Genomic DNA, 17,342 nt, shown 5'->3' with positions numbered 1-17,342 from the left:
TCTCGGGACGACTCGCGCCGGGCGTCGCTTCCGCCGCCGCATCCCCGAACCTACGGGCGAAAACGGCACGGACCGCCACACATAACACGGTGTGCCGACCTCCCCGAAGTATGCACGGCCGAGCCACCGCCCTCGGGGCGGGCACCGTCTTGAACGCCCTCGCGACGGCGACCGGCTCCGCGTTCGCCATCGACGCGGAGACCACCGCGTCGGTCGAACTGGACGACTCCGGCGAGGTCCGCGGCAGCATCGCGGAAGCCCCGGACGCCGACGCGCATCTCGTCGAGCGCTGCGTCGAACTCGCCATCGAGGCGTTCGGTGACGGCGAGGGCGGCACCGTCGAGACCGAAAGCGACCTGCCGATGGCCGCCGGCCTCAAGAGTTCGAGCGCCGCCGCCAACGCGACGGTGTTGGCGACGCTCTCGGCGCTCGGTCGCTCGGTCGGCCCCGGCCCGGACGCCGATATCTCCCGCCTCGACGCCTGCCGGATGGGCGTCCGCGCCGCCCGCGAGGTCGGCGTCACCGCCACCGGGGCGTTCGACGACGCCGCGGCCTCCATGGTCGGGGGCGTCGTCGTCACCGACAACACCGAAGACGGCCTCATCGCCCGCGACGAGGTCGACTGGGACGTGCTCGTGTGGACGCCCCCGGAGCGCGCTTACAGCGCCGACGCCGACGTGAGCCGCTGCGAGAACGTCGCCCCGATGGCCGACCTCGTGGCCGACCTCGCGCTCGAAGGCCGCTACGCCGAGGCGATGACCGTCAACGGCCTCGCCTTCTCGGCCGCGCTCGACTTCCCGACCGACCCCGCCGTCGAGGCGATGCCCATCGCCGACGGCGTCTCGCTGTCCGGGACCGGCCCGAGCGTCGTCGCCGTCGGCGACCGAACCGACCTCGAACGCGTCAAGGAACTGTGGGACGCCCGCGAGGGGGAGACCCGACTGACGACCACCCGAACCGACGGAGCACGAATCCAATGACAGACGAAACCGTAGACGCCGCCGCAGAATCGTTTCAGGACATGTCCCTCGACGAACTCCGCGAGGAGATAGAGGATATCGACCGCGGCATCGTCGAACTCATCGCCCGTCGAACCTACGTCGCCGACACGGTGGCGAAGGTCAAAGCCGAGAAGGACCTGCCGACGACCGACGAGTCCCAAGAAGAGCGCGTGATGGAGCGCGCCGGGAAGAACGCGGCCCACTTCGAGGTCGATTCGAACCTCGTGAAGGCGATTTTCAGACTGCTCATCGAGATGAACAAGGCCGAACAGCGGCAGAATCGGTAGAATGCATCGATGTTACGACCTATTTTTGAACAGGACAACACGACTTCCGAGCCCGTATGCGAGAACGGACATCGCACTGGTTCCTAATCCAACGCCGAAGAGAAGCGTCAACAGCTCATAGAGCTATCACCCGGCGACGCATCGGAGCGGTCACGAAGGTGATGTCTATTAACCGCCACAATCGGAATCTTCGCCCGCGGACTCGTTCTCGGCGTCTCGATAGCCGCGCCGGTCGGTCCAATCGGCGTCCTGTGCATCCAGCGAACGCTTTCTAAGGGCCGGCGCTCCGGCTTCGTCAGCGGACTCGGAGCGGCGTCCGCGGACGCGGTCTACGGGGCCATCGCGGGGTTCGGCCTCGCCGCGCTCTCGTCGGTGCTGCTCGGCCACCGCAACGCAATCGCGCTCGCTGGTGGGGCGATTCTCCTGTACATCGGCATCCGGTCGATTCGGGGCGACCCGGCGTCCGTCGAGTCGGCACCGACGACCGAGCAGTCGGCCGTCGTGTCGCCCGACTCGAACGCCCGGACGCTCGCGGCCGACTTCGGGTCGACGTTCCTCCTGACGCTGACGAACCCGGTGACGATACTGGCGTTCGTCGGCATCTTCGCCGGCTTGGGTGTCGGCGTCTCGGGCGACTACCTCGCGGCGGCAGTCCTCGTCGCGGGCGTCTTCGCCGGGTCGGCGCTCTGGTGGTTCGTCCTGAGCGCCGCCGTCGACCGCGTCCGGGAGCGAGTCACCCCGGCGGTCCTCCGTCGGGTGAACCAACTCGCGGGCGTCGTCATCGTCGGGTTCGGCGTCGCGGCGCTCTGGAGCGGCCTGTGACGGGCCACCCGGTACCTCCGCATCCCGCCGGTTCGGTCCCCTCGAACGCTTCGTCGCCGCTATCTCCATATCGCTTGCGACCGTAGTGTGCGTGTCATGCCCACGCACAAGGCGGAGACCACGTGGACCGGCGGCAAAGACGGAAGCGGCGAGTTCTCGACCGAGAGCGGGACCGTCGAGGGGACGTTCACGTTCCCGACGCGGTTCGAAGACGAACTCGGGTCGAACCCCGAGGAGCTCATCGGCGCGGCCCACTCCGGCTGTTTCTCGATGCAGTTGACCGCGTTCCTCGAAGGCGAGGGCTACGCGCCGACGAGCCTCCACACCGCGGCCGACGTGCATCTTGACCCGGCCGACGGCGGCGGCTTCGAAATCTCGCGCATCGACCTGACGCTCGACGCCGACGTGCCCGGCATCGACGAGGAGACGTTCGACGACCTCGCCCAGCGCGCAAAGGAAAACTGCCCGGTGTCGAAGGCGCTCGCCGGGCCGGAACTCACGCTGACCGCGACGCTCGCCTGAGGGCGCGCGTCGCCTGCCGTGTTGTTTTTGTGAGCCGACCGAGTCGGCCGCGACACCCCACTTTCAGCGGTTCGACTCGAACCAGTCTTCGGCGAAATCGACCAGCGCGGGCTGGTCGAGGAGCGTCGCCGTCGCGGCCGCGACCGGCCCCTCGGTCGCGCCGCGCTGCCTCTCGAACGCCTCGCCGACCGCTTCGAAGTCGTCGGTCTCGACCTCGATGTCGTCGTACTCGACGACGACGCGCTCGCCGTCTCGGAGCAGCGGCGCGCGCTCTCTCGTCCGCGTCTTTTCGAAGTCCGCGCGGTGCTCGGCGAGGTGGAGCGACGTGTTGTTCCCGTGGCCGACGCCGAGTAAGAGCACGTCGCCGCCGCGGTCGTACACCCGCGCCAACGGCGACCCGTCGCCGAGGCCGTAGTCGAGTTCGTGGCCACCGACGATTTCCTCGGCGGCCGCGCCCCACGCCGCGAAGGAGACCGTCGGATGCTCGCTGCGGACGACGCCGGGATAGTTGCGGAAGCACTCGGGCACCGCGCCCATCCCGCGGGTCGGCGTCACGTCGGGGCGGAACGGCGGCATCGACTCGCCGATGACTTCGACCCAGTCGTCGGGGACCGGCGGGTTCTCCCACACCGACGGGTCGGTGTACTGGCCGGTGTGGGTCGGCATGACCAGCGTCCCGTCGTCGGTCAGCACCGTCTGGAGGGCGTCTACGACCGCCTGCGGGCCGCCGGCGACCCAGCCGAGCGAACTGAGCGACGAGTGGACGAGGAGGGTGTCGCCGCGCTCGACGCCGAGCGCGCGGAGGTCCGCGGCGAGCGAATCCACGGTTCCGGGTTCGTCCACGCGCTCGACGGCGTCTGCTTCGGACATACGCGTCCGTCGGCCGGCCCGGGATTCAATCTTTGGTGTCGGTCGACCGAAAGGACCACGTTCGCCCCCGGCAACGCGTTCGACATGTCACGCGTCTCCGCCCGTGACGCCCTCCGCTACGCGACCGAAGACGACGCCATCGCGCTGTTCGCCGTCATCGTCGGCGGTTGGGTGTTGCTGACCATCGGCACGTTCGCCCTCGCGGGCTACGGGTTCGGACTGATGTTCGCGCTCGGAATCGTCGCTTCGCTCGCCGGGGCGCTCGCGGTGTTCGCCGGCGTCGTCGGCCTCGCGTACAAACTGCTGGTCGACAGTCGGCGGGCGGTGTCGGAATAACGTCAGTTCACCGCTCGAGAGAAGCCGACGTAGGTCACGTAACAGAGTCCGCCCGTCACGAGAAAGACGAACTGGTAGCCGGTGTTCGAGACGATGTCGACGACCGACTGCCCCGGGCGGAGCAGTTTCAGCCACAGCACCATGGCCACACCGAGCATCGCGACGAGCCAGAGACCTCCCAAGAGCGGCCGCTGTTTCAGATAGTCGTTGAGTTCGTCGCGGTTCATGTCACCTAACAGATGGCTCACTGGTGAAAAGACTACGGTGGCTGTCGGGCTGTCGGGTGCGAGATAGCCCGCGAATTGTCGATTGGTCGCTCCGTTCGCAAGGCCCGGACTCGCGGCCTCAGAAGAACCGCTCGAACAGCCGACCGAGGAGGAGGATGACGAGCGGGAGGCTGAACAGCACCGCGATAGCGACGAGGAAGCCGGTGACGATTCCCGACCGGCACCCGCGGCCTGAAGAACCGGAGTCATCGGTCTCGTCGGCGCTTCAGGCCCCTCCGGTATACGCTTTGTTGCCCGCTTCCCGCTTCGCTCACTCCAGATACGTCTCGGCGAGCGCGTCCAGCGCCTCGTGTCGGTGGGTCGTGTGCGGCGCGGTCAGCGGTGAGACCGACACGCGACCCTCGACGACGGCCCGGCGGTCGGTGCCGTCGGGGTCCGGAATATCGCCGGTTTCCATCCGCTCCCAGACGCGGTCGTGGAGCTTCACGGTGCCGTTTTCGAACTCCGCGGTCATGTCGTACAGCTCCGAGGGAACCGTCACCTGCATGTCCGCGGGTCCCCCGTCGGGACCGGACACGGGCGCGTTGACGTTGAGGTAGTCGCACTGCTCGAAGACGCCGGCGGGTTCGGCGTGTTTGACGAGGTGCGACGCGGCGTTGGTCGCCTCGCGGAAGTCCCGTGGGTCGGTCGCCTTCTCGTGCCACGGCAGGTCGCCGCCGGCGGGGACGTACAGCGAGAGGGCGATGGCGGGCACGTCGAAGAACGCGGCCTCGACGGCGGCGCTGACGGTCCCCGACCGGCCGAGGACGTACGCGCCGATGTTAGCTCCCTTGTTGATGCCGGAGACGACCATGTCCACGTCGGGACACAGCGCCTCCAACCCGGCGACCGTGCAGTCGGCGGGCGTCCCCTCCAGCGCGTAGCCGAGTTCGTGCTCGGCGACGACCGCGTCGGTGGACATCTTCCGGCCGACCGCGCTCTGGTCCGTCGCGGGCGCGACCGCGGTCACGTCGGCGAACTCCGAGAGGGCGTCGTAGAGCGCGCGGAAGCCGACGCTCTCGATGCCGTCGTCGTTAGTGAGGAGGATGCTGGGTTCGCTCATGGTCCGTCTGGGGACGGAGCGCGCAAAAAGCCACCCGTCGGGCGGGGCGCGACAGGGTTGTCAGCGGGCGGGCGAGGTCGGACGCCGGAGACGACGCGGCCCGCTCAGGCGACGCGGTCGACGAGCGTCTCGTCGTCGACGACGAGGTTGTACGCCTCCTCGTCGTCGTTCCAGAGCGAGAGGACGTTCTCGAAGACGAGCACGTCGCCGTAGTCGGCGTCGGCCACGTCGGCGTTCAGCACGGTGTCGCGCGTGCGGACGGCGTAGTGGTCGACCGCCTCGCTCCCGTCGCCGATTTTGAACACCTGGTTGTTCCCCTCCGAGAGGTCGTGGCTCAGTTTGACCGCCAGCAGGTCGATGCGGTTCGTCACGTGGCGTTCCATCTCGGCCATCTTGGCGAACCGCGCGGGGTTGCCGCGCACGTCGAGGCGGCGCTCGCCGTCGGTGCGGAGGACGCTGTACGAGTACTGCACGTCCACGTTGACGAAGGTGCCCTCGTCCTCGTCGCCCGCGCGCCCCTCGTCGAGGCGGCGCTGGAACCCCGGCACGTCGAGGTCGGGCCGTACGTCGAACGACCAGCCGCGGTCCGAGGGCGCGTAGCCGTCCCAGAGGCGGAGCGCCGGCGAGTACACCGTCACGTCGCCGTCGGCCGGCGCGACCTCGCGTTCGACCTCGCGGAGGCCGATACTGGTGTTCCGGTCGGCCGGCGCGATGGCGACGACTGCGCCGTCGGCGGCGAGCGCGTCGAGGTATTTTTCGACGACTGCGGCGGGGTCGTCGAGTTCGCTCAGGACGCTGGCGAACAGGACGATATCGTACTCGCCGTCGGGGGCGAACGCCTCGGCGGTCTCGCGGTGGACGGTCGTCCGGAAGTTCCGGCGCGTCTCGCCGAGCATCCGGTCGAGCACGTCCGCGGAGGCGCTCGGTTCGACCGCGTGGTAGTCCACGACCGAATCGTCGGGGAGGTAGTCGTGGAGGCCGAGCGCGGGGCCGCCGGTTCCGGCACCCACGTCGAGCACGCGGGGTTTTCGCGGGAGTAGGCTCCGCTCCGCGAGGTCGGAGAGGACGTAGCCGACGGCCGCGTAGTAGTCCGGGAGGTGGTATATCGCGTAGCCGAGCGCGGCGTCCTCGTCGTACTCGACGGAGTTGCCCCGGTAGTAGTCCTCTTTCAGTTGGCGGACGCGCTCCCGGAGGCGGTCGCCCGACTCACCGACGTGCCAGTTCGCGCCGTAGCGCCCGATGAGCAGGTCTTCGAGGGCAAAGGAGTAGTCGTCGGGGAAGGCCGCGGGCGACCAGTTCCGAACCGGCGCGGGGTCGGCGTTCGCGGGGACGAACGTGCCGTCCTCGCGCTCGAACAGGCCGAGGTCGTGGGCCTCCTCGCGGAGCGTCTGTTTCACCACGGCGGGGTGGGGCGCGCCCTCGATGTAGTCGGCTATCTCGTCGGGGTCGACGGGGCGGACGTTTCTGAGGTACTTCGCGTTGTCGCGGACGGCGTCTCTGTCTATCATCGGTGGGCTGTGGAGCGAGTCGCCGTCGCCCGCGCGGGAGCTGTCGGCCCGCCGCGGGGCGTCGGCGTCGGCGTCTCCCTTCCCTCGTCACTCGACAGGGTCGTGCTTGTCGGTCTGGTCGCGGTCGCGACTGCGGTCGTCGGCGACGCGGTCGGCTCCAGCGGCCACACCGGAGTCGCCGCGGGAGACGCGCCGGTAGAGGTCGTCGAACGCCTCGTCGTCGGCCGCCGCGAGCGCGCGGGCCGCGTCGGCGACGCGGTCGGCCCCGCCGCCGAACGAAGATTGGATGTCCGCGTACACGCGCGGGGTGCCGCCGGACACCGAGGCGACGAGTTCGTCGAGCGCGGCGGAAATCGGCGTGGCGAACTCCTCGCGCACGTCGTCGGCGGCGACCCCGAACGCGAGGACGGCCGCGTGGGCGGCCGCCTGCACCGTCTCCATCGCCGCGTCGTGTTCCTCGGGCGTCGTCTCGAAGACGCGGTTGCCGGCCGCGTCGAGGTCGGCGAGCAGGGTGTCCGTCTTCGGCCCCGATTCGTCGGCGACGGCGGCAACGTTGCCGGGGGCGTTGTGCGGGGCGAAAAGCGGGTGGAGGCTGAGTCGCTCGCGGTCGGGGAGGTGGTTGCGCATCGCCACCACCGGGGGTTTCATCGCGCCGGTCACGTCGCACATCGCGGCGTCCGCGCGGTGGGCGTTGTCGGCGACGGCGTCGGCCGCGAGGCGCATCGGGACCGCGAGACAGACCACGTCGAACCGCTCGTCGCCGTCCAGCGGGACCGCCCGCCCGCCCAGCGCGTCCGCTGCGGCGACCGCGCTCTCGGGGTCCGCGTCGGCGAACGCGAGGTCGGCGTCGACGGTGCGGCCGAACCAGCGTCCCATTGCGCCCGCGCCGACGATGAGCACGTCCATCGGTACGGGTGTGGAGGTGCGGCGGGCAAAAGGGAATCGGTGGCGGCGGGTGTGGCGAGACGCCCACCTGCGCCCGACCCGCAAACCACGTTCAACCGACGCCCGGTGTACGAACCATCAAGTGGCCGATGACCGATAAGAAACTATGGCATTCGATGATGTGGATTTCGAGGGTCGGACGGCCTTCATCACGGGAACCAGTCGCGGCATCGGGAAGGCCATCGCGCTCGACCTGGCCGACCGGGGCGCGAACGTCGTCTCGACGGGCAAGACCGTCGACGGGCGCGAGGACCTCCCCGGGACCATCGTCGAGACGACGGAGGAGATACGCGAGCGCGGCGGCAGTTCCATCTGGTGCCAACTCGACGTGCGCGACGACGCTTCCGTGCAGACCGCCATCGACGAGACGGTCGACGCCTTCGGCGGCATCGACTTCGTCGTCAACAACGCGGGCGCGATTCACATGGCCGGCTTCGAGGACACGCCGCCGAAGCGGTTCGACCTCCTCATGGACGTGAACGCTCGCGGGGCGTACGCCACCACACACGCCGCGCTCCCGCACCTCCGCGAGAGCGACCACGCCCACGTCGTCACCTTCTCGCCGCCGATGCCCGCCCGCCCCGCCCCGGGGAAGGTGGCCTACGCGCTCTCGAAGTACGGCATGACGTTCATCGCGCAGTCGCTCGCGGGCGAACTCGACGCCGACGACGTCGGCGTGAACGCGCTGTGGCCGGTCGCGGCCATCGAGTCCGAGGCGACGCGACACTTCGGGATGGGCACGCCCGAGGACTGGCGCACCCCGCAGATTATGTGCGACGCCGTCGCCGAACTGTTCTCGCGCGACCCGACCGACTGTACCGGCAACGCGTTCTACGACGAGGAACTGCTGTCCGAAGCGGGCGTCGACGACTTCTCGTCGTACGCCGTCGTCGAGGGCAGCGAACCGGGGCCGATGTCGGCCCAGCTGTTCGACCCGGACTACGAGCGCTGACCACCGGTTATCGGCGCTGAGGCTCGGAGGCGGACGTTTATGTTCGATGAACTCGAAATACTGTGCGATGAGTTCATGCGTCGGCGCTGTGAACCCGGTCTCTCCGACGCGATATTCTACCGAATCGGCAATTAGACTTAACTACCGGTGGGGAATCGCATAGCGCATGGAGTTCCCTCGCCTCCCGACACGCGACACGAGCGGTCAGAAGGTCGTCCTCCCGGACGACCTAGAGGGTGAACAGACGCTCGTGCTCATCAGCTTCGACCGCCGCCAGCAGTCGTTGGTCGGGTCGTGGCGCGGGTTCGCAAAGGAGTTGTGCGAGACGTACGGGCATTTCGAGTACTACGAACTGCTCGTCCTCGGCGGGCGAAGCGGGATGATGCCGCCGATGTCCGGCGGCGGGATGTCTCCGGAGGCGGCCCGGAGCCGAACCCACGACAACGCGCTCATCGCGCGAGTGGACAAGACCGCGCTCCAGCGCCGCCTCGGACTGCTCGGGGAGGGCAACATCTACGCGCTTCTCATCGAAGACGGGACGGTCGTCCGACAGGCCGCCGGCGTGCTCACGCCCGAGACGGGCGACGCGCTGGAGGACCTCTTGAAACAGTGGCGCGAGGCCAACTCCGGGTGGACCGACGCGTCGCCCGCCGGCAGCCCGACCGGCGACAACGCCCTCGACAGCTAAGTTTTCACGCCGGTTTCGCGTCCGTCGCGCCGGCTACTCGACGACGAGCTCGACCGGGTACTCCGTCAGGTTCTCGTAGCCGTCCTCGGTGACGACCACGAGGTCCTCGATTCTGACGCCGCCGATTTCGGGGTCGTACAGCCCCGGCTCGATGGTGATGACGTGACCGGGCCGAAGCTCCTCGCCGCTCGGACTCAGCGAGGGCAGTTCGTGCACGTCGAGGCCGACGCCGTGGCCGGTGCTGTGGATGAAGCCGGTCTCCGCCGAGGGGTCGGCGCGGAGCGTGCTCTCGCCGGCCGCCTCGTACACGTCGCAGACGGCGTCGTGGACGTCTTTGCCGGTCGCGCCGGGTTCGACGGCGTCGAGAGCGGCCTCGAACGCCTCCTCGGTGAGGTCGAACCACTCGCGTATCTCGGGCGACGGCTCGCCTTTCACGAACGTCCGGGTCATGTCGCCGTTGTACTTCGTCTCCTTGTCGCGCGGGAAGATGTCGATGATGACGGCCTCGTCGGCTCGGAGCGGGCCGCTCCCGCGGTCGTGCGGGTCGGCGGCGTCGGCTCCACAGGCGACGATGGTCTCGTCGAGGGCGCAGCCGTGGCGCAGGAGCGTCACCTCGATTTCCTCTCTGACGCGCTCGCTCGTCAGCGGTTCGCCCTCGTAGGTGAGCGTGCCGTCGTCGGCCACGTCGGCGTCGCGGATGAGCCCCTCGGCGGCGCGCATCGCGGCCTCGTTGGCGTCCTGTGCGGCGTGGATACGTTCGACTTCCTCGTCGGCTTTCACCGCGCGGATGTTCGTGAGCACGTCGTCGGTCTCGGCGTCGACCGCGACGCCCTCCTCGCGCAGGGCGTCGGCGGTGCCGAGCGGGAAGTCCGCGGGGACCGCGAGCGAGTCGACCCCGTGGTCAGCGAGGAACGCCGCGACCGTCTTGGCCTTCCCGACGACCGCGCCGTGTTCGGCGTGGTTGTCGCGGTAGTCGTAGTCCGAGAGTCGAGAGACGGTGTCGGCGCGGCTCTCCTTTTTCGCGCGGCCGAACTCCAGCGTCGAGACGAGGAGGTGGATTCCCGCGGGCGTGTAGAGCGTCACGTACGGGTCCGGCGCGTCGAACCCGGAGAGATACAGCTGGTTGGAGTCGCTGCCGTCGGCCGAGATGAGATAGCCGTCGAACTCGTCGCCGAGGAACTCGGCCAGCGGTGAGAAATCGGGTTCCATACGCCGGGGTTCGCCCGGCCGGTAGTAAAACTCTCGCGTCGCGGTCGGCGGGTTCCGGTATCGGCACCGCGACACGCCTCTTCGAGCGAGAGACGCGCCGCGGATTGACCGCCGGAACTCGCCGCGACCGCCATGCGAGCGTCGCGTGGCTCGCCGGCGCAACGGTCCGCTTCGACGGTGAGGTTCCACCGGACGTACGATACGCTCTCCCGCGATATATGTTTGTTGGCAGACACGAAATCGAGCGACCGCGTCGCCGTTGCCGTCCGGGAGAACGTCGCCGCGTCCGGTACCCTGATACCGGACCCTGCCGACCCCTCGCGTATGGACGCGCACGTCACCCCGTCTCGGGTCGCCGGACGCACCCGAGCGCCGCCGTCGAAGAGTTACACCCACAGAGCCGTCCTCGCCGCGGGTTACAGCGACGAGGCGGTCGTCCGCGACGCGCTCGTCAGCGCCGACACCAAGGCGACCATGCGCGCGGTCGAGGCGTTCGGCGGGTCGGTCGACTGCGACGGCCAGACGGTCGAGGTCGCCGGCTTCGGCGGCCGCCCGGGCACGCCCGACGACGTGGTCAACTGCGAGAACTCGGGGACGACGATGCGCCTCGTCACCGGCTGTGCCGCCCTCGGAGAGGGCCTGACGGTCCTCACGGGCGACGCGTCGCTCCGGTCGCGGCCCCACGGCCCGCTTCTCGACGCCGTCTTCGACCTCGACGGCCGCGCCGAGAGCACGCGCCGCAACGGGCAGGCCCCGCTCGTCGTCGGCGACGGCATGACCGGCGGCACGGTCGAGATTCCCGGCGACGTGTCCTCGCAGTTCATCACGGCGCTCCTCATGGCCGGCGCGGTCACGGAGGAGGGCATCGACGTGGAACTCACGACGGAACTCAAATCCTCGCCGTACGTCGATATCACGCTCGAACTCCTCGCCGACTTCGGCGTGGAAGCGACCCGGACCGACGCCGGCTTTTCGGTCCCCGGCGGCCAGTCGTACGCCCCCGAGGGCGGCGCGTACAGCGTCCCCGGCGACTTCTCGTCTCTCTCCTATCTGCTCGCGGCCGGCGCGGTCGCCGGCGCGGAGGGCGAAGACGTTGTCATCGAGGGCGCGCGGCCGTCCGCGCAGGGCGACAGCGCCATCGTCGACATCGTCCGCGACATGGGCGCGACGGTGGACTGGGACGAGGACGCCGGCGAACTGGTGGTCTCCGCGGCCGACCTCACGGGGACGACCGTGGACGTGGGCGACACGCCCGACCTGCTGCCGACCATCGCGGTCCTCGGCGCTATCGCCGACGGCGACACGGTCATCGAGAACTGCGAGCACGTCCGGTTCAAGGAGACCGACCGCGTGAGCGCGATGGCGGAGGAACTCGCTGAGATGGGCGCGAACGTCACCGAACAGCGGGACCGCCTCACGATTCACGGCGGGGAGACCGACCTCGTCGGCGCGGCGGTCGACGGCCGCGGCGACCACCGCATCGTCATGTCGCTGGCCGTCGCCGGCCTCGTCGCGGACGGCGAGACGACGATTGCGGGCAGCGAACATGTCGACGTGTCGTTCCCGAACTTCTTCGAGGCGATGCGCGACCTCGGAGCCGAGATGACCGAGCACTGAAGGCGCGACCCCACAGCGACCCGCACGGACGGAACTTTTTTCGCCCGCACGCACGCCGACGGTGGTATGTTCGACGCCGACGCGCAGGCGCTCCGCGAGCGACGGTCGGACGGCGAGTACCTTCTGCCGGCCTACGACGACTGGTGTTTCTCGCGGATTCCGGGGACCGTCGCAGACCTGCCCGGCGCGGACGCCGGGCCGCGACTCCCCGCCGAAGCGACCGACGGCTACGACGGCGTGTCGCGCGTGGTCGTCCACCGCGACCTCGGCGTCTGGTACGGCGACGAGGACGGGGGCAAACTCGACTTCGTCGCCATGCACGGCGGCCTCCACCCCGACGAGATGCTGATTCCGTTCGCCACGGCGACGATCGACTCACTCCGCTGAGTCGGCGTCGGGGCCGCGGCCCGTCACGCCCGTCTCCTTCACGACGGCGTCGACCCACCAGAGTTTGAGGACCATCACGCCGAGCGTGCCGAGGAGCGTGCCGACCGGCCTGCGCCGTATGGCCGAGACGACGGCGTAGAGCGTGACCGGGACGTTGAGCAGGTTGAGCACGTTCGGGTAGTCGAGCCCCATCGTCCCCCGCCCGGCGTCGAGCCACGCGCGCTCTGCGAGGACGATTCGGCTGAGGTAGTTGTCGGTGCGCGCGGGCCGCGGAAACAACACCGGGTTGACTGCGATGAAGGCGACGGCGGCGAGAAAGAGCCGGCGGTCCCGGCGGTAGACGGCGTACATCAACACCGGGTAGACGAGGATGCGCGTGCCGGCGCTCCACGGGCTGGCGTGGCGCTCCCAGAACGCCGCTTCGAAGCGGTCGCGGAGGCCGGAAGCGGAAGGAGACGCGGCGGCGGGGTCGGAGTCGAGAGCGGAGGCGGCGGGGTCGGTGGAGGGCGGTGAATCCATACGCTCGGTTCGTCCGCGTCGAGCATGAACGTGGGGGCGCCGAACCCCCGCCCACGATTGCACCTTTCTACAAACACTAAATGGGCGGCCACCCGAGGGGCGGGTAATGAACGGCAACGAATTCGGTCGTCTCTTTCGGATGACCACCTACGGCGAGAGCCACGGCGACGCGATGGGCGTCACGATATCCGGCTGTCCCGCCGGCGTGGAGCTGTCGGTCGAAGACGTACAGGCGGAACTGGACCGGCGGAAACCCGGCCAGTCGATGATTACGACGAGCCGCGGCGAACCGGACGCCGTCGTCGTCAACTCCGGCGTGCAGGACGGCTACACGACGGGTACGCCCATCGGGATGGTCGTCCAGAACAAGGACGCCCGCTCGGGCAAGTACGAGCCGTACGTGACCGCGCCGCGGCCCTCCCACGGCGACTTCACGTACTCGGCGAAGTTCGGCACGCGCAACTGGGGCGGCGGCGGGCGCTCCTCGGCGCGCGAGACGGTGAACTGGGTCGCCGCCGGCGCGGTGGCCAAGCAGGTCATCGAGCAGAGCGACCACGACATCGAAATCAAGGCGCACGTCAACCAAATCGGCGACGTGGAAGCGCCCGAGGTGTCGTTCGACGAGATGCGCGAGCACACGGAGGAAAACGACGTTCGCTGCGCGCACCCCGAGACGGCGGCGGAGATGCAGGAGCTCATCGAGGAGTACCAGAAGGAAGGCGACTCCATCGGCGGCTCGATTTACTTCGAGGCGCAGGGCGTCCCGCGCGGCCTCGGCGCGCCGCGGTTCGACTCCTTTTCCGCGCGGCTCGGACAGGCGCTCATGTCGGTGCCGGCGGCGACGGCGTTCGAGTTCGGCCTCGGCCGCGAGGCCCGCGAGTGGACCGGCCACGACCGCAACGAGAACTGGGAGTTCGACGAGGAGGGCGACCCCCGACCCGTCGGCAACAACCACGGTGGCATCCAGGGCGGCATCACCACCGGCGAGCCGGTGTACGGCGAACTGACGCTCCACGCGCCCACGTCCATCCCGAAGAAACAGCGGACCGTCGACTGGGAGACCGGCGAGGAAAAGGAGATTCAGGTCGTCGGCCGGCACGACCCCGTGCTCCCGCCCCGCGGCGTCCCCGTCGTCGAGGCGATGCTCTACGTGACCGTCCTCGACTTCATGCTCCTCGGCGGACGCATCAACCCCGACCGCCTCGACGGGCGGGCCGGCGAGTACGACACCCCGTACCACCCGTCGAGTCCCGACAACGAGTAGCGAACCCGATTCCGAGTTATCGTTCACTCTATTCCGCGGGCGTGACAGTCCGTTCGTCCACTTTCGACGGTGGGAGAGTGAGTCAGTTTAACAATATTAAGACCTTCATTATCTTTACTTGTTAATCCATAGCAAAGTCTTTAATCGGACCCTCCCCAACTTTTCAGGTAGCGCCCCAGCGGGGCCGTGAGCTCAACATATGACTGACCACGAACTTATCTGGCGTATCGCAGGGGGTTCCGGTGACGGTATCGCCTCGACGAGCCAGAACTTCGCCAAAGCCCTGATGCGAGCGGGGCTACACGTTTTCACGCATCGACACTATCCGTCGCGCATCCGCGGTGGCCACACGTACACGGAAGTGCGCGTCAGCGCCGACCCCGTCAAGTCCCGCGGCGACGGGTACAACTTCCTCCTCGCGCTCGGTGACTCCTTCGCCCGCAACCCGAGCGAGGGTGCCTACTACGGCAACGAGGAGATCAAGCCGCTGTCGGAGAACCTCGACGAACTCGACGAAGGCGGCGTCATCGTCTACGACTCCGGCCTGCTCGACGCCTCCGAAATCGAGGACTTCGACGAGCGCGTCGAAGAGAACGACTGGCACGTCTACGACATCGACCTGCGCACCATCGCCCGCGAGCACGGTCGCGAGGTCATGCGCAACACCGCCGGTGTCGCCGTTACGTGCGCCATCGCCGGCATCGAACCCGACGTCATCAAGAGCCTGATGTCGGACGCGATGCCCGACAAGATTCTCGAACCCAACCTGACCGTCTTCGACGACGCCTACGGGATGGTCCAAGAGGAGTACGACGTCGAGGCTCCCGACGTGTCCGCGCCGACCGGCGAACACGACGAAGAGCAGGTGCTTCTCTCCGGCTCCGACGCCATCGCGTACGGTGCCATCGACGAAGGCTGCCGCTTCATCGCGGGCTACCCGATGACCCCGTGGACGGAAGTCTTCACCATCATGACCCAGAACCTCCCCGAGCTCGGCGGCATCTCCGAGCAGGTGGAGGACGAAATCGCCGCGGCCGCGCTGGCAATCGGTGCCTCTCACGCGGGCGTCAAGGCGATGTCCGGGTCGTCCGGTGGCGGCTTCTCGCTCATGTCCGAGCCGCTCGGTCTCGCGGAAATCACCGAGACGCCGCTCGTGCTCGTCGAGGCCATGCGCGCCGGCCCCTCGACGGGGATGCCGACGAAGCCCGAGCAGTCCGACCTCGAACACGTTCTGTACACCTCGCAGGGCGACTCCCACCGCATCGTCTTCGCGCCCGGCAACGCCGCCGAGGCGTACTACCAGACGCGCAAGGCGTTCCAGATCGCCTACGAGTACCAGATTCCGTCCATCGTCCTCTACGACCAGAAGCTCGGCGGCGAGCTCTCGAACGTCCCGGCGTCGGTCTTCGACGAGGAGCCGAACGCCGACCTCGGCTCGGTCCTGACGGAAGCGGAACTCGAAGACGCGCCGCACGACGACTCCGGCAAGTACCAGCGCTTCCAGCACGACACCGAAAACGGCGTCTCGCCGCGGTCGCTGCCGGGCCAGAAGGGCGGTCGCTACCTCGCAACGGGTAACGAGCACATGCCCGCGGGTCACATCTCGGAGTCCCCCGAGAACCGCGTCGCGCAGATGAACCGCCGCATGCAGAAGGTCGACAACATCCGCGCCGAACTCGACGCCGACGGCGAGTTCAACACGGTCCACGGCGACGAAGACGCCGACCTCGGCCTCATCACCTTCGGCAGCCAGCAGGGCACCGTCGAAGAGGCCGCCGACGTTCTCAACGAGAAGGGCCACTCGGTCAAGGTCCTCGGCGTCTCCGAGATGATGCCGTTCCCGAAACAGGAGGTCGCGGACTTCCTCGACAGCGTCGACGAGGCGCTCGTCGTCGAGATGACCGCCTCCGCCCAGTTCCGCGGACTCATCTCCAAGGAACTCGGCGGCTACGGCGACCAGATGTCGAGTCTCCTCAAGTACAACGGCAACCCGTTCGAGCCCGCCGACATCATCGAGGGCTTCGAGACGGCGCTCCTCGAAGGCGAGGAGCTCCCAGACAACCGCACGAAGTTCGTCCCCAAGGTGGGTGAATAAATCATGAGTGCATTCAGCGCAATCGGTGAAGAAACGGAGCAGGACCAAAACGAGTTCACCCCCGGACTCGAACCCCAGCCGACGTGGTGTCCGGGCTGCGGTGACTTCGGTGTCCTCAAGGCGCTCAAGGGCGCGGCGGCCGAACTCGGCCTCTCGCCCGACGAGATGATGGTGACGACCGGTATCGGCTGTTCCGGCAAGCTCAACAGCTACTTCAACAGCTACGGGTTCCACACCATCCACGGTCGCTCGCTGCCCATCGCCCGCGCCGCGAAGCTGGCGAACCCCGGTCTGACCGTGGTCGCCGCCGGCGGCGACGGCGACGGCTACGGCATCGGTGGCAACCACTTCATGCACACCGCTCGTGAGAACCACGACATCACCTACATCGTGTTCAACAACGAGATCTTCGGCCTCACGAAGGGCCAGACCTCGCCCACCTCGCCGATGGGTCACAAGTCGAAGACCCAACCCCACGGCTCGGCCAAGACGCCGCTGCGCCCGCTTTCGATGTCCCTGAACGCCGGGGCGTCGTACGTCGCGCGGACCGCGGCCGTCAACCCGAACCAGGCGAAGGACATCATCGTGGAAGCCATCCAGCACGACGGCTTCTCCCACGTCGACTTCCTCACGCAGTGTCCGACGTGGAACAAGGACGCCCGTCAGTACGTCCCGTACATCGACATCAACGACTCCGACGACTACGAGTTCGACAACACGAACCGCTCGGAGGCCTCCGAGATGATGTTCGAGACGGAAAACGCCCTCCACGAGGGCACCGTCCTCACCGGCCGGTACTACGTCGACGAAGACCGCCCGTCCTACCAGCAGGAGAAACAGCGCATCGGCGAGATGCCCGAAGAGCCGCTCGCGGAGCGCTACTTCGACGACTCCTACGAGTGGGAGCGGACGTTCGACAACTTCCTCGACAAGCACAAGTAACGCCGCCGACGCCGTCTCGGCGCTCGGTTTTCGGCCGATAGCCGCGCCG

The 17,342-nt window shown here is 68.4% G+C and carries 19 protein-coding genes; 12 read left to right on the top strand and 7 right to left on the bottom strand.

The features are described 5' to 3' along the window. Positions 1–110 precede the first annotated feature (110 nt). The 4 genes from HVO_RS11070 to HVO_RS11055 all read left to right on the top strand — a co-directional run bounded on the left by HVO_RS11070 (position 111) and on the right by HVO_RS11055 (position 2,632). Positions 111–980 carry a shikimate kinase gene (locus HVO_RS11070; protein WP_004043615.1) on the top strand — a complete coding sequence of 290 codons (870 nt, stop codon included), beginning with the start codon at positions 111–113 and terminating at the stop codon, positions 978–980. Next, positions 977–1,288 carry a chorismate mutase gene (locus HVO_RS11065; protein WP_004043616.1) on the top strand — a complete coding sequence of 104 codons (312 nt, stop codon included), beginning with the start codon at positions 977–979 and terminating at the stop codon, positions 1,286–1,288. Before HVO_RS11070 ends, HVO_RS11065 begins: the two co-directional genes overlap by 4 nt. Before the next feature lie 180 nt (positions 1,289–1,468). Further along, positions 1,469–2,110: a LysE family transporter gene (locus HVO_RS11060; RefSeq protein WP_169331104.1), complete on the top strand. Its 642-nt coding sequence runs from the start codon at positions 1,469–1,471 to the stop codon at positions 2,108–2,110. A gap of 96 nt (positions 2,111–2,206) precedes the next feature. Further along, positions 2,207–2,632 (top strand): OsmC family protein, encoded by a 426-nt coding sequence (locus tag HVO_RS11055; RefSeq protein WP_004043618.1) that lies wholly within the window; start codon positions 2,207–2,209, stop codon positions 2,630–2,632. 63 nt (positions 2,633–2,695) lie between these two features. Here HVO_RS11055 and HVO_RS11050 read toward each other — a convergent pair whose 3' ends face one another. Beyond that, the gene (locus tag HVO_RS11050) at positions 2,696–3,502 is read right to left on the bottom strand and encodes an aminoglycoside N(3)-acetyltransferase (protein ID WP_013035309.1); all 807 of its coding nucleotides are present in this window, start codon (positions 3,500–3,502) and stop codon (positions 2,696–2,698) included. Positions 3,503–3,586: 84 nt separating this feature from the next. Between HVO_RS11050 and HVO_RS20930 the strand changes: the two genes are divergently transcribed. Then, positions 3,587–3,838 carry a hypothetical protein gene (locus HVO_RS20930; protein ID WP_013035245.1) on the top strand — a complete coding sequence of 84 codons (252 nt, stop codon included), beginning with the start codon at positions 3,587–3,589 and terminating at the stop codon, positions 3,836–3,838. Between the two features lie 2 nt (positions 3,839–3,840). On the opposite strand, the gene HVO_RS11040 is transcribed toward HVO_RS20930, so the two are convergent. The 4 genes from HVO_RS11040 to HVO_RS11025 all read right to left on the bottom strand — a co-directional run bounded on the left by HVO_RS11040 (position 3,841) and on the right by HVO_RS11025 (position 7,581). After that, a complete protein-coding gene (locus HVO_RS11040) occupies positions 3,841–4,065 on the bottom strand; it encodes a hypothetical protein (protein WP_004043621.1) in 225 nt (74 codons plus the stop codon). A 310-nt stretch (positions 4,066–4,375) separates the two neighbouring features. Then, positions 4,376–5,167, bottom strand: a complete 792-nt coding sequence (surE, locus tag HVO_RS11035) for a 5'/3'-nucleotidase SurE (RefSeq protein WP_004043622.1) — start codon at positions 5,165–5,167, stop codon at positions 4,376–4,378. Between the two features lie 104 nt (positions 5,168–5,271). Continuing rightward, a complete protein-coding gene (locus HVO_RS11030; protein ID WP_004043623.1) occupies positions 5,272–6,675 on the bottom strand; it encodes a small ribosomal subunit Rsm22 family protein in 1,404 nt (467 codons plus the stop codon). An 87-nt stretch (positions 6,676–6,762) separates the two neighbouring features. Next, positions 6,763–7,581: a prephenate dehydrogenase/arogenate dehydrogenase family protein gene (locus HVO_RS11025; RefSeq protein ID WP_004043624.1), complete on the bottom strand. Its 819-nt coding sequence runs from the start codon at positions 7,579–7,581 to the stop codon at positions 6,763–6,765. Positions 7,582–7,726: 145 nt separating this feature from the next. Here HVO_RS11025 and HVO_RS11020 point away from each other — a divergent pair, with 145 nt between their 5' ends. Together HVO_RS11020 and HVO_RS11015 are read left to right on the top strand one after the other, a co-directional pair. Then, on the top strand, positions 7,727–8,572 hold the full coding sequence (locus HVO_RS11020; protein WP_013035467.1) for an SDR family oxidoreductase: 846 nt from the start codon (positions 7,727–7,729) through the stop codon (positions 8,570–8,572). 166 nt (positions 8,573–8,738) lie between these two features. Then, entirely contained in the window at positions 8,739–9,260 is a 522-nt protein-coding gene (locus tag HVO_RS11015) for a hypothetical protein (RefSeq protein WP_004043626.1), read from the top strand. Between the two features lie 33 nt (positions 9,261–9,293). On the opposite strand, the gene HVO_RS11010 is transcribed toward HVO_RS11015, so the two are convergent. Next, positions 9,294–10,469, bottom strand: coding sequence for a M24 family metallopeptidase (locus HVO_RS11010; protein ID WP_004043627.1), 1,176 nt, complete (start codon positions 10,467–10,469; stop codon positions 9,294–9,296). A gap of 324 nt (positions 10,470–10,793) precedes the next feature. On the opposite strand from HVO_RS11010, the gene aroA reads away from it, so the two are divergent. Continuing rightward, positions 10,794–12,086 carry a 3-phosphoshikimate 1-carboxyvinyltransferase gene (gene aroA, locus HVO_RS11005; protein WP_004043628.1) on the top strand — a complete coding sequence of 431 codons (1,293 nt, stop codon included), beginning with the start codon at positions 10,794–10,796 and terminating at the stop codon, positions 12,084–12,086. 66 nt (positions 12,087–12,152) lie between these two features. Next, complete coding sequence (locus HVO_RS11000) at positions 12,153–12,473, top strand: hypothetical protein (RefSeq protein WP_004043629.1); 321 nt, start codon at positions 12,153–12,155, stop codon at positions 12,471–12,473. Here the strand turns inward: HVO_RS11000 and HVO_RS10995 are convergent. Then, a complete protein-coding gene (locus tag HVO_RS10995; protein ID WP_004043630.1) occupies positions 12,462–12,992 on the bottom strand; it encodes a DUF6653 family protein in 531 nt (176 codons plus the stop codon). The genes HVO_RS11000 and HVO_RS10995 overlap by 12 nt on opposite strands. A 106-nt stretch (positions 12,993–13,098) precedes the next feature. Here HVO_RS10995 and aroC point away from each other — a divergent pair, with 106 nt between their 5' ends. The 3 genes from aroC to HVO_RS10980 all read left to right on the top strand — a co-directional run bounded on the left by aroC (position 13,099) and on the right by HVO_RS10980 (position 17,293). Next, positions 13,099–14,256, top strand: coding sequence for a chorismate synthase (gene aroC / locus HVO_RS10990; protein WP_004043631.1), 1,158 nt, complete (start codon positions 13,099–13,101; stop codon positions 14,254–14,256). 199 nt (positions 14,257–14,455) lie between these two features. After that, a complete protein-coding gene (locus HVO_RS10985; protein ID WP_004043632.1) occupies positions 14,456–16,351 on the top strand; it encodes a 2-oxoacid:acceptor oxidoreductase subunit alpha in 1,896 nt (631 codons plus the stop codon). 3 nt (positions 16,352–16,354) lie between these two features. Further along, positions 16,355–17,293 carry a thiamine pyrophosphate-dependent enzyme gene (locus HVO_RS10980; protein WP_004043633.1) on the top strand — a complete coding sequence of 313 codons (939 nt, stop codon included), beginning with the start codon at positions 16,355–16,357 and terminating at the stop codon, positions 17,291–17,293. Positions 17,294–17,342 lie beyond the last annotated feature (49 nt).

The sequence above is a fragment of the Haloferax volcanii DS2 genome (genome assembly GCF_000025685.1).
Taxonomy (GTDB): Archaea; Halobacteriota; Halobacteria; order Halobacteriales; family Haloferacaceae; genus Haloferax; species Haloferax volcanii.
The sequence above is the reverse complement of the archived record's forward strand: the minus strand, read 5'-3'. Positions and strand labels throughout refer to the sequence as shown.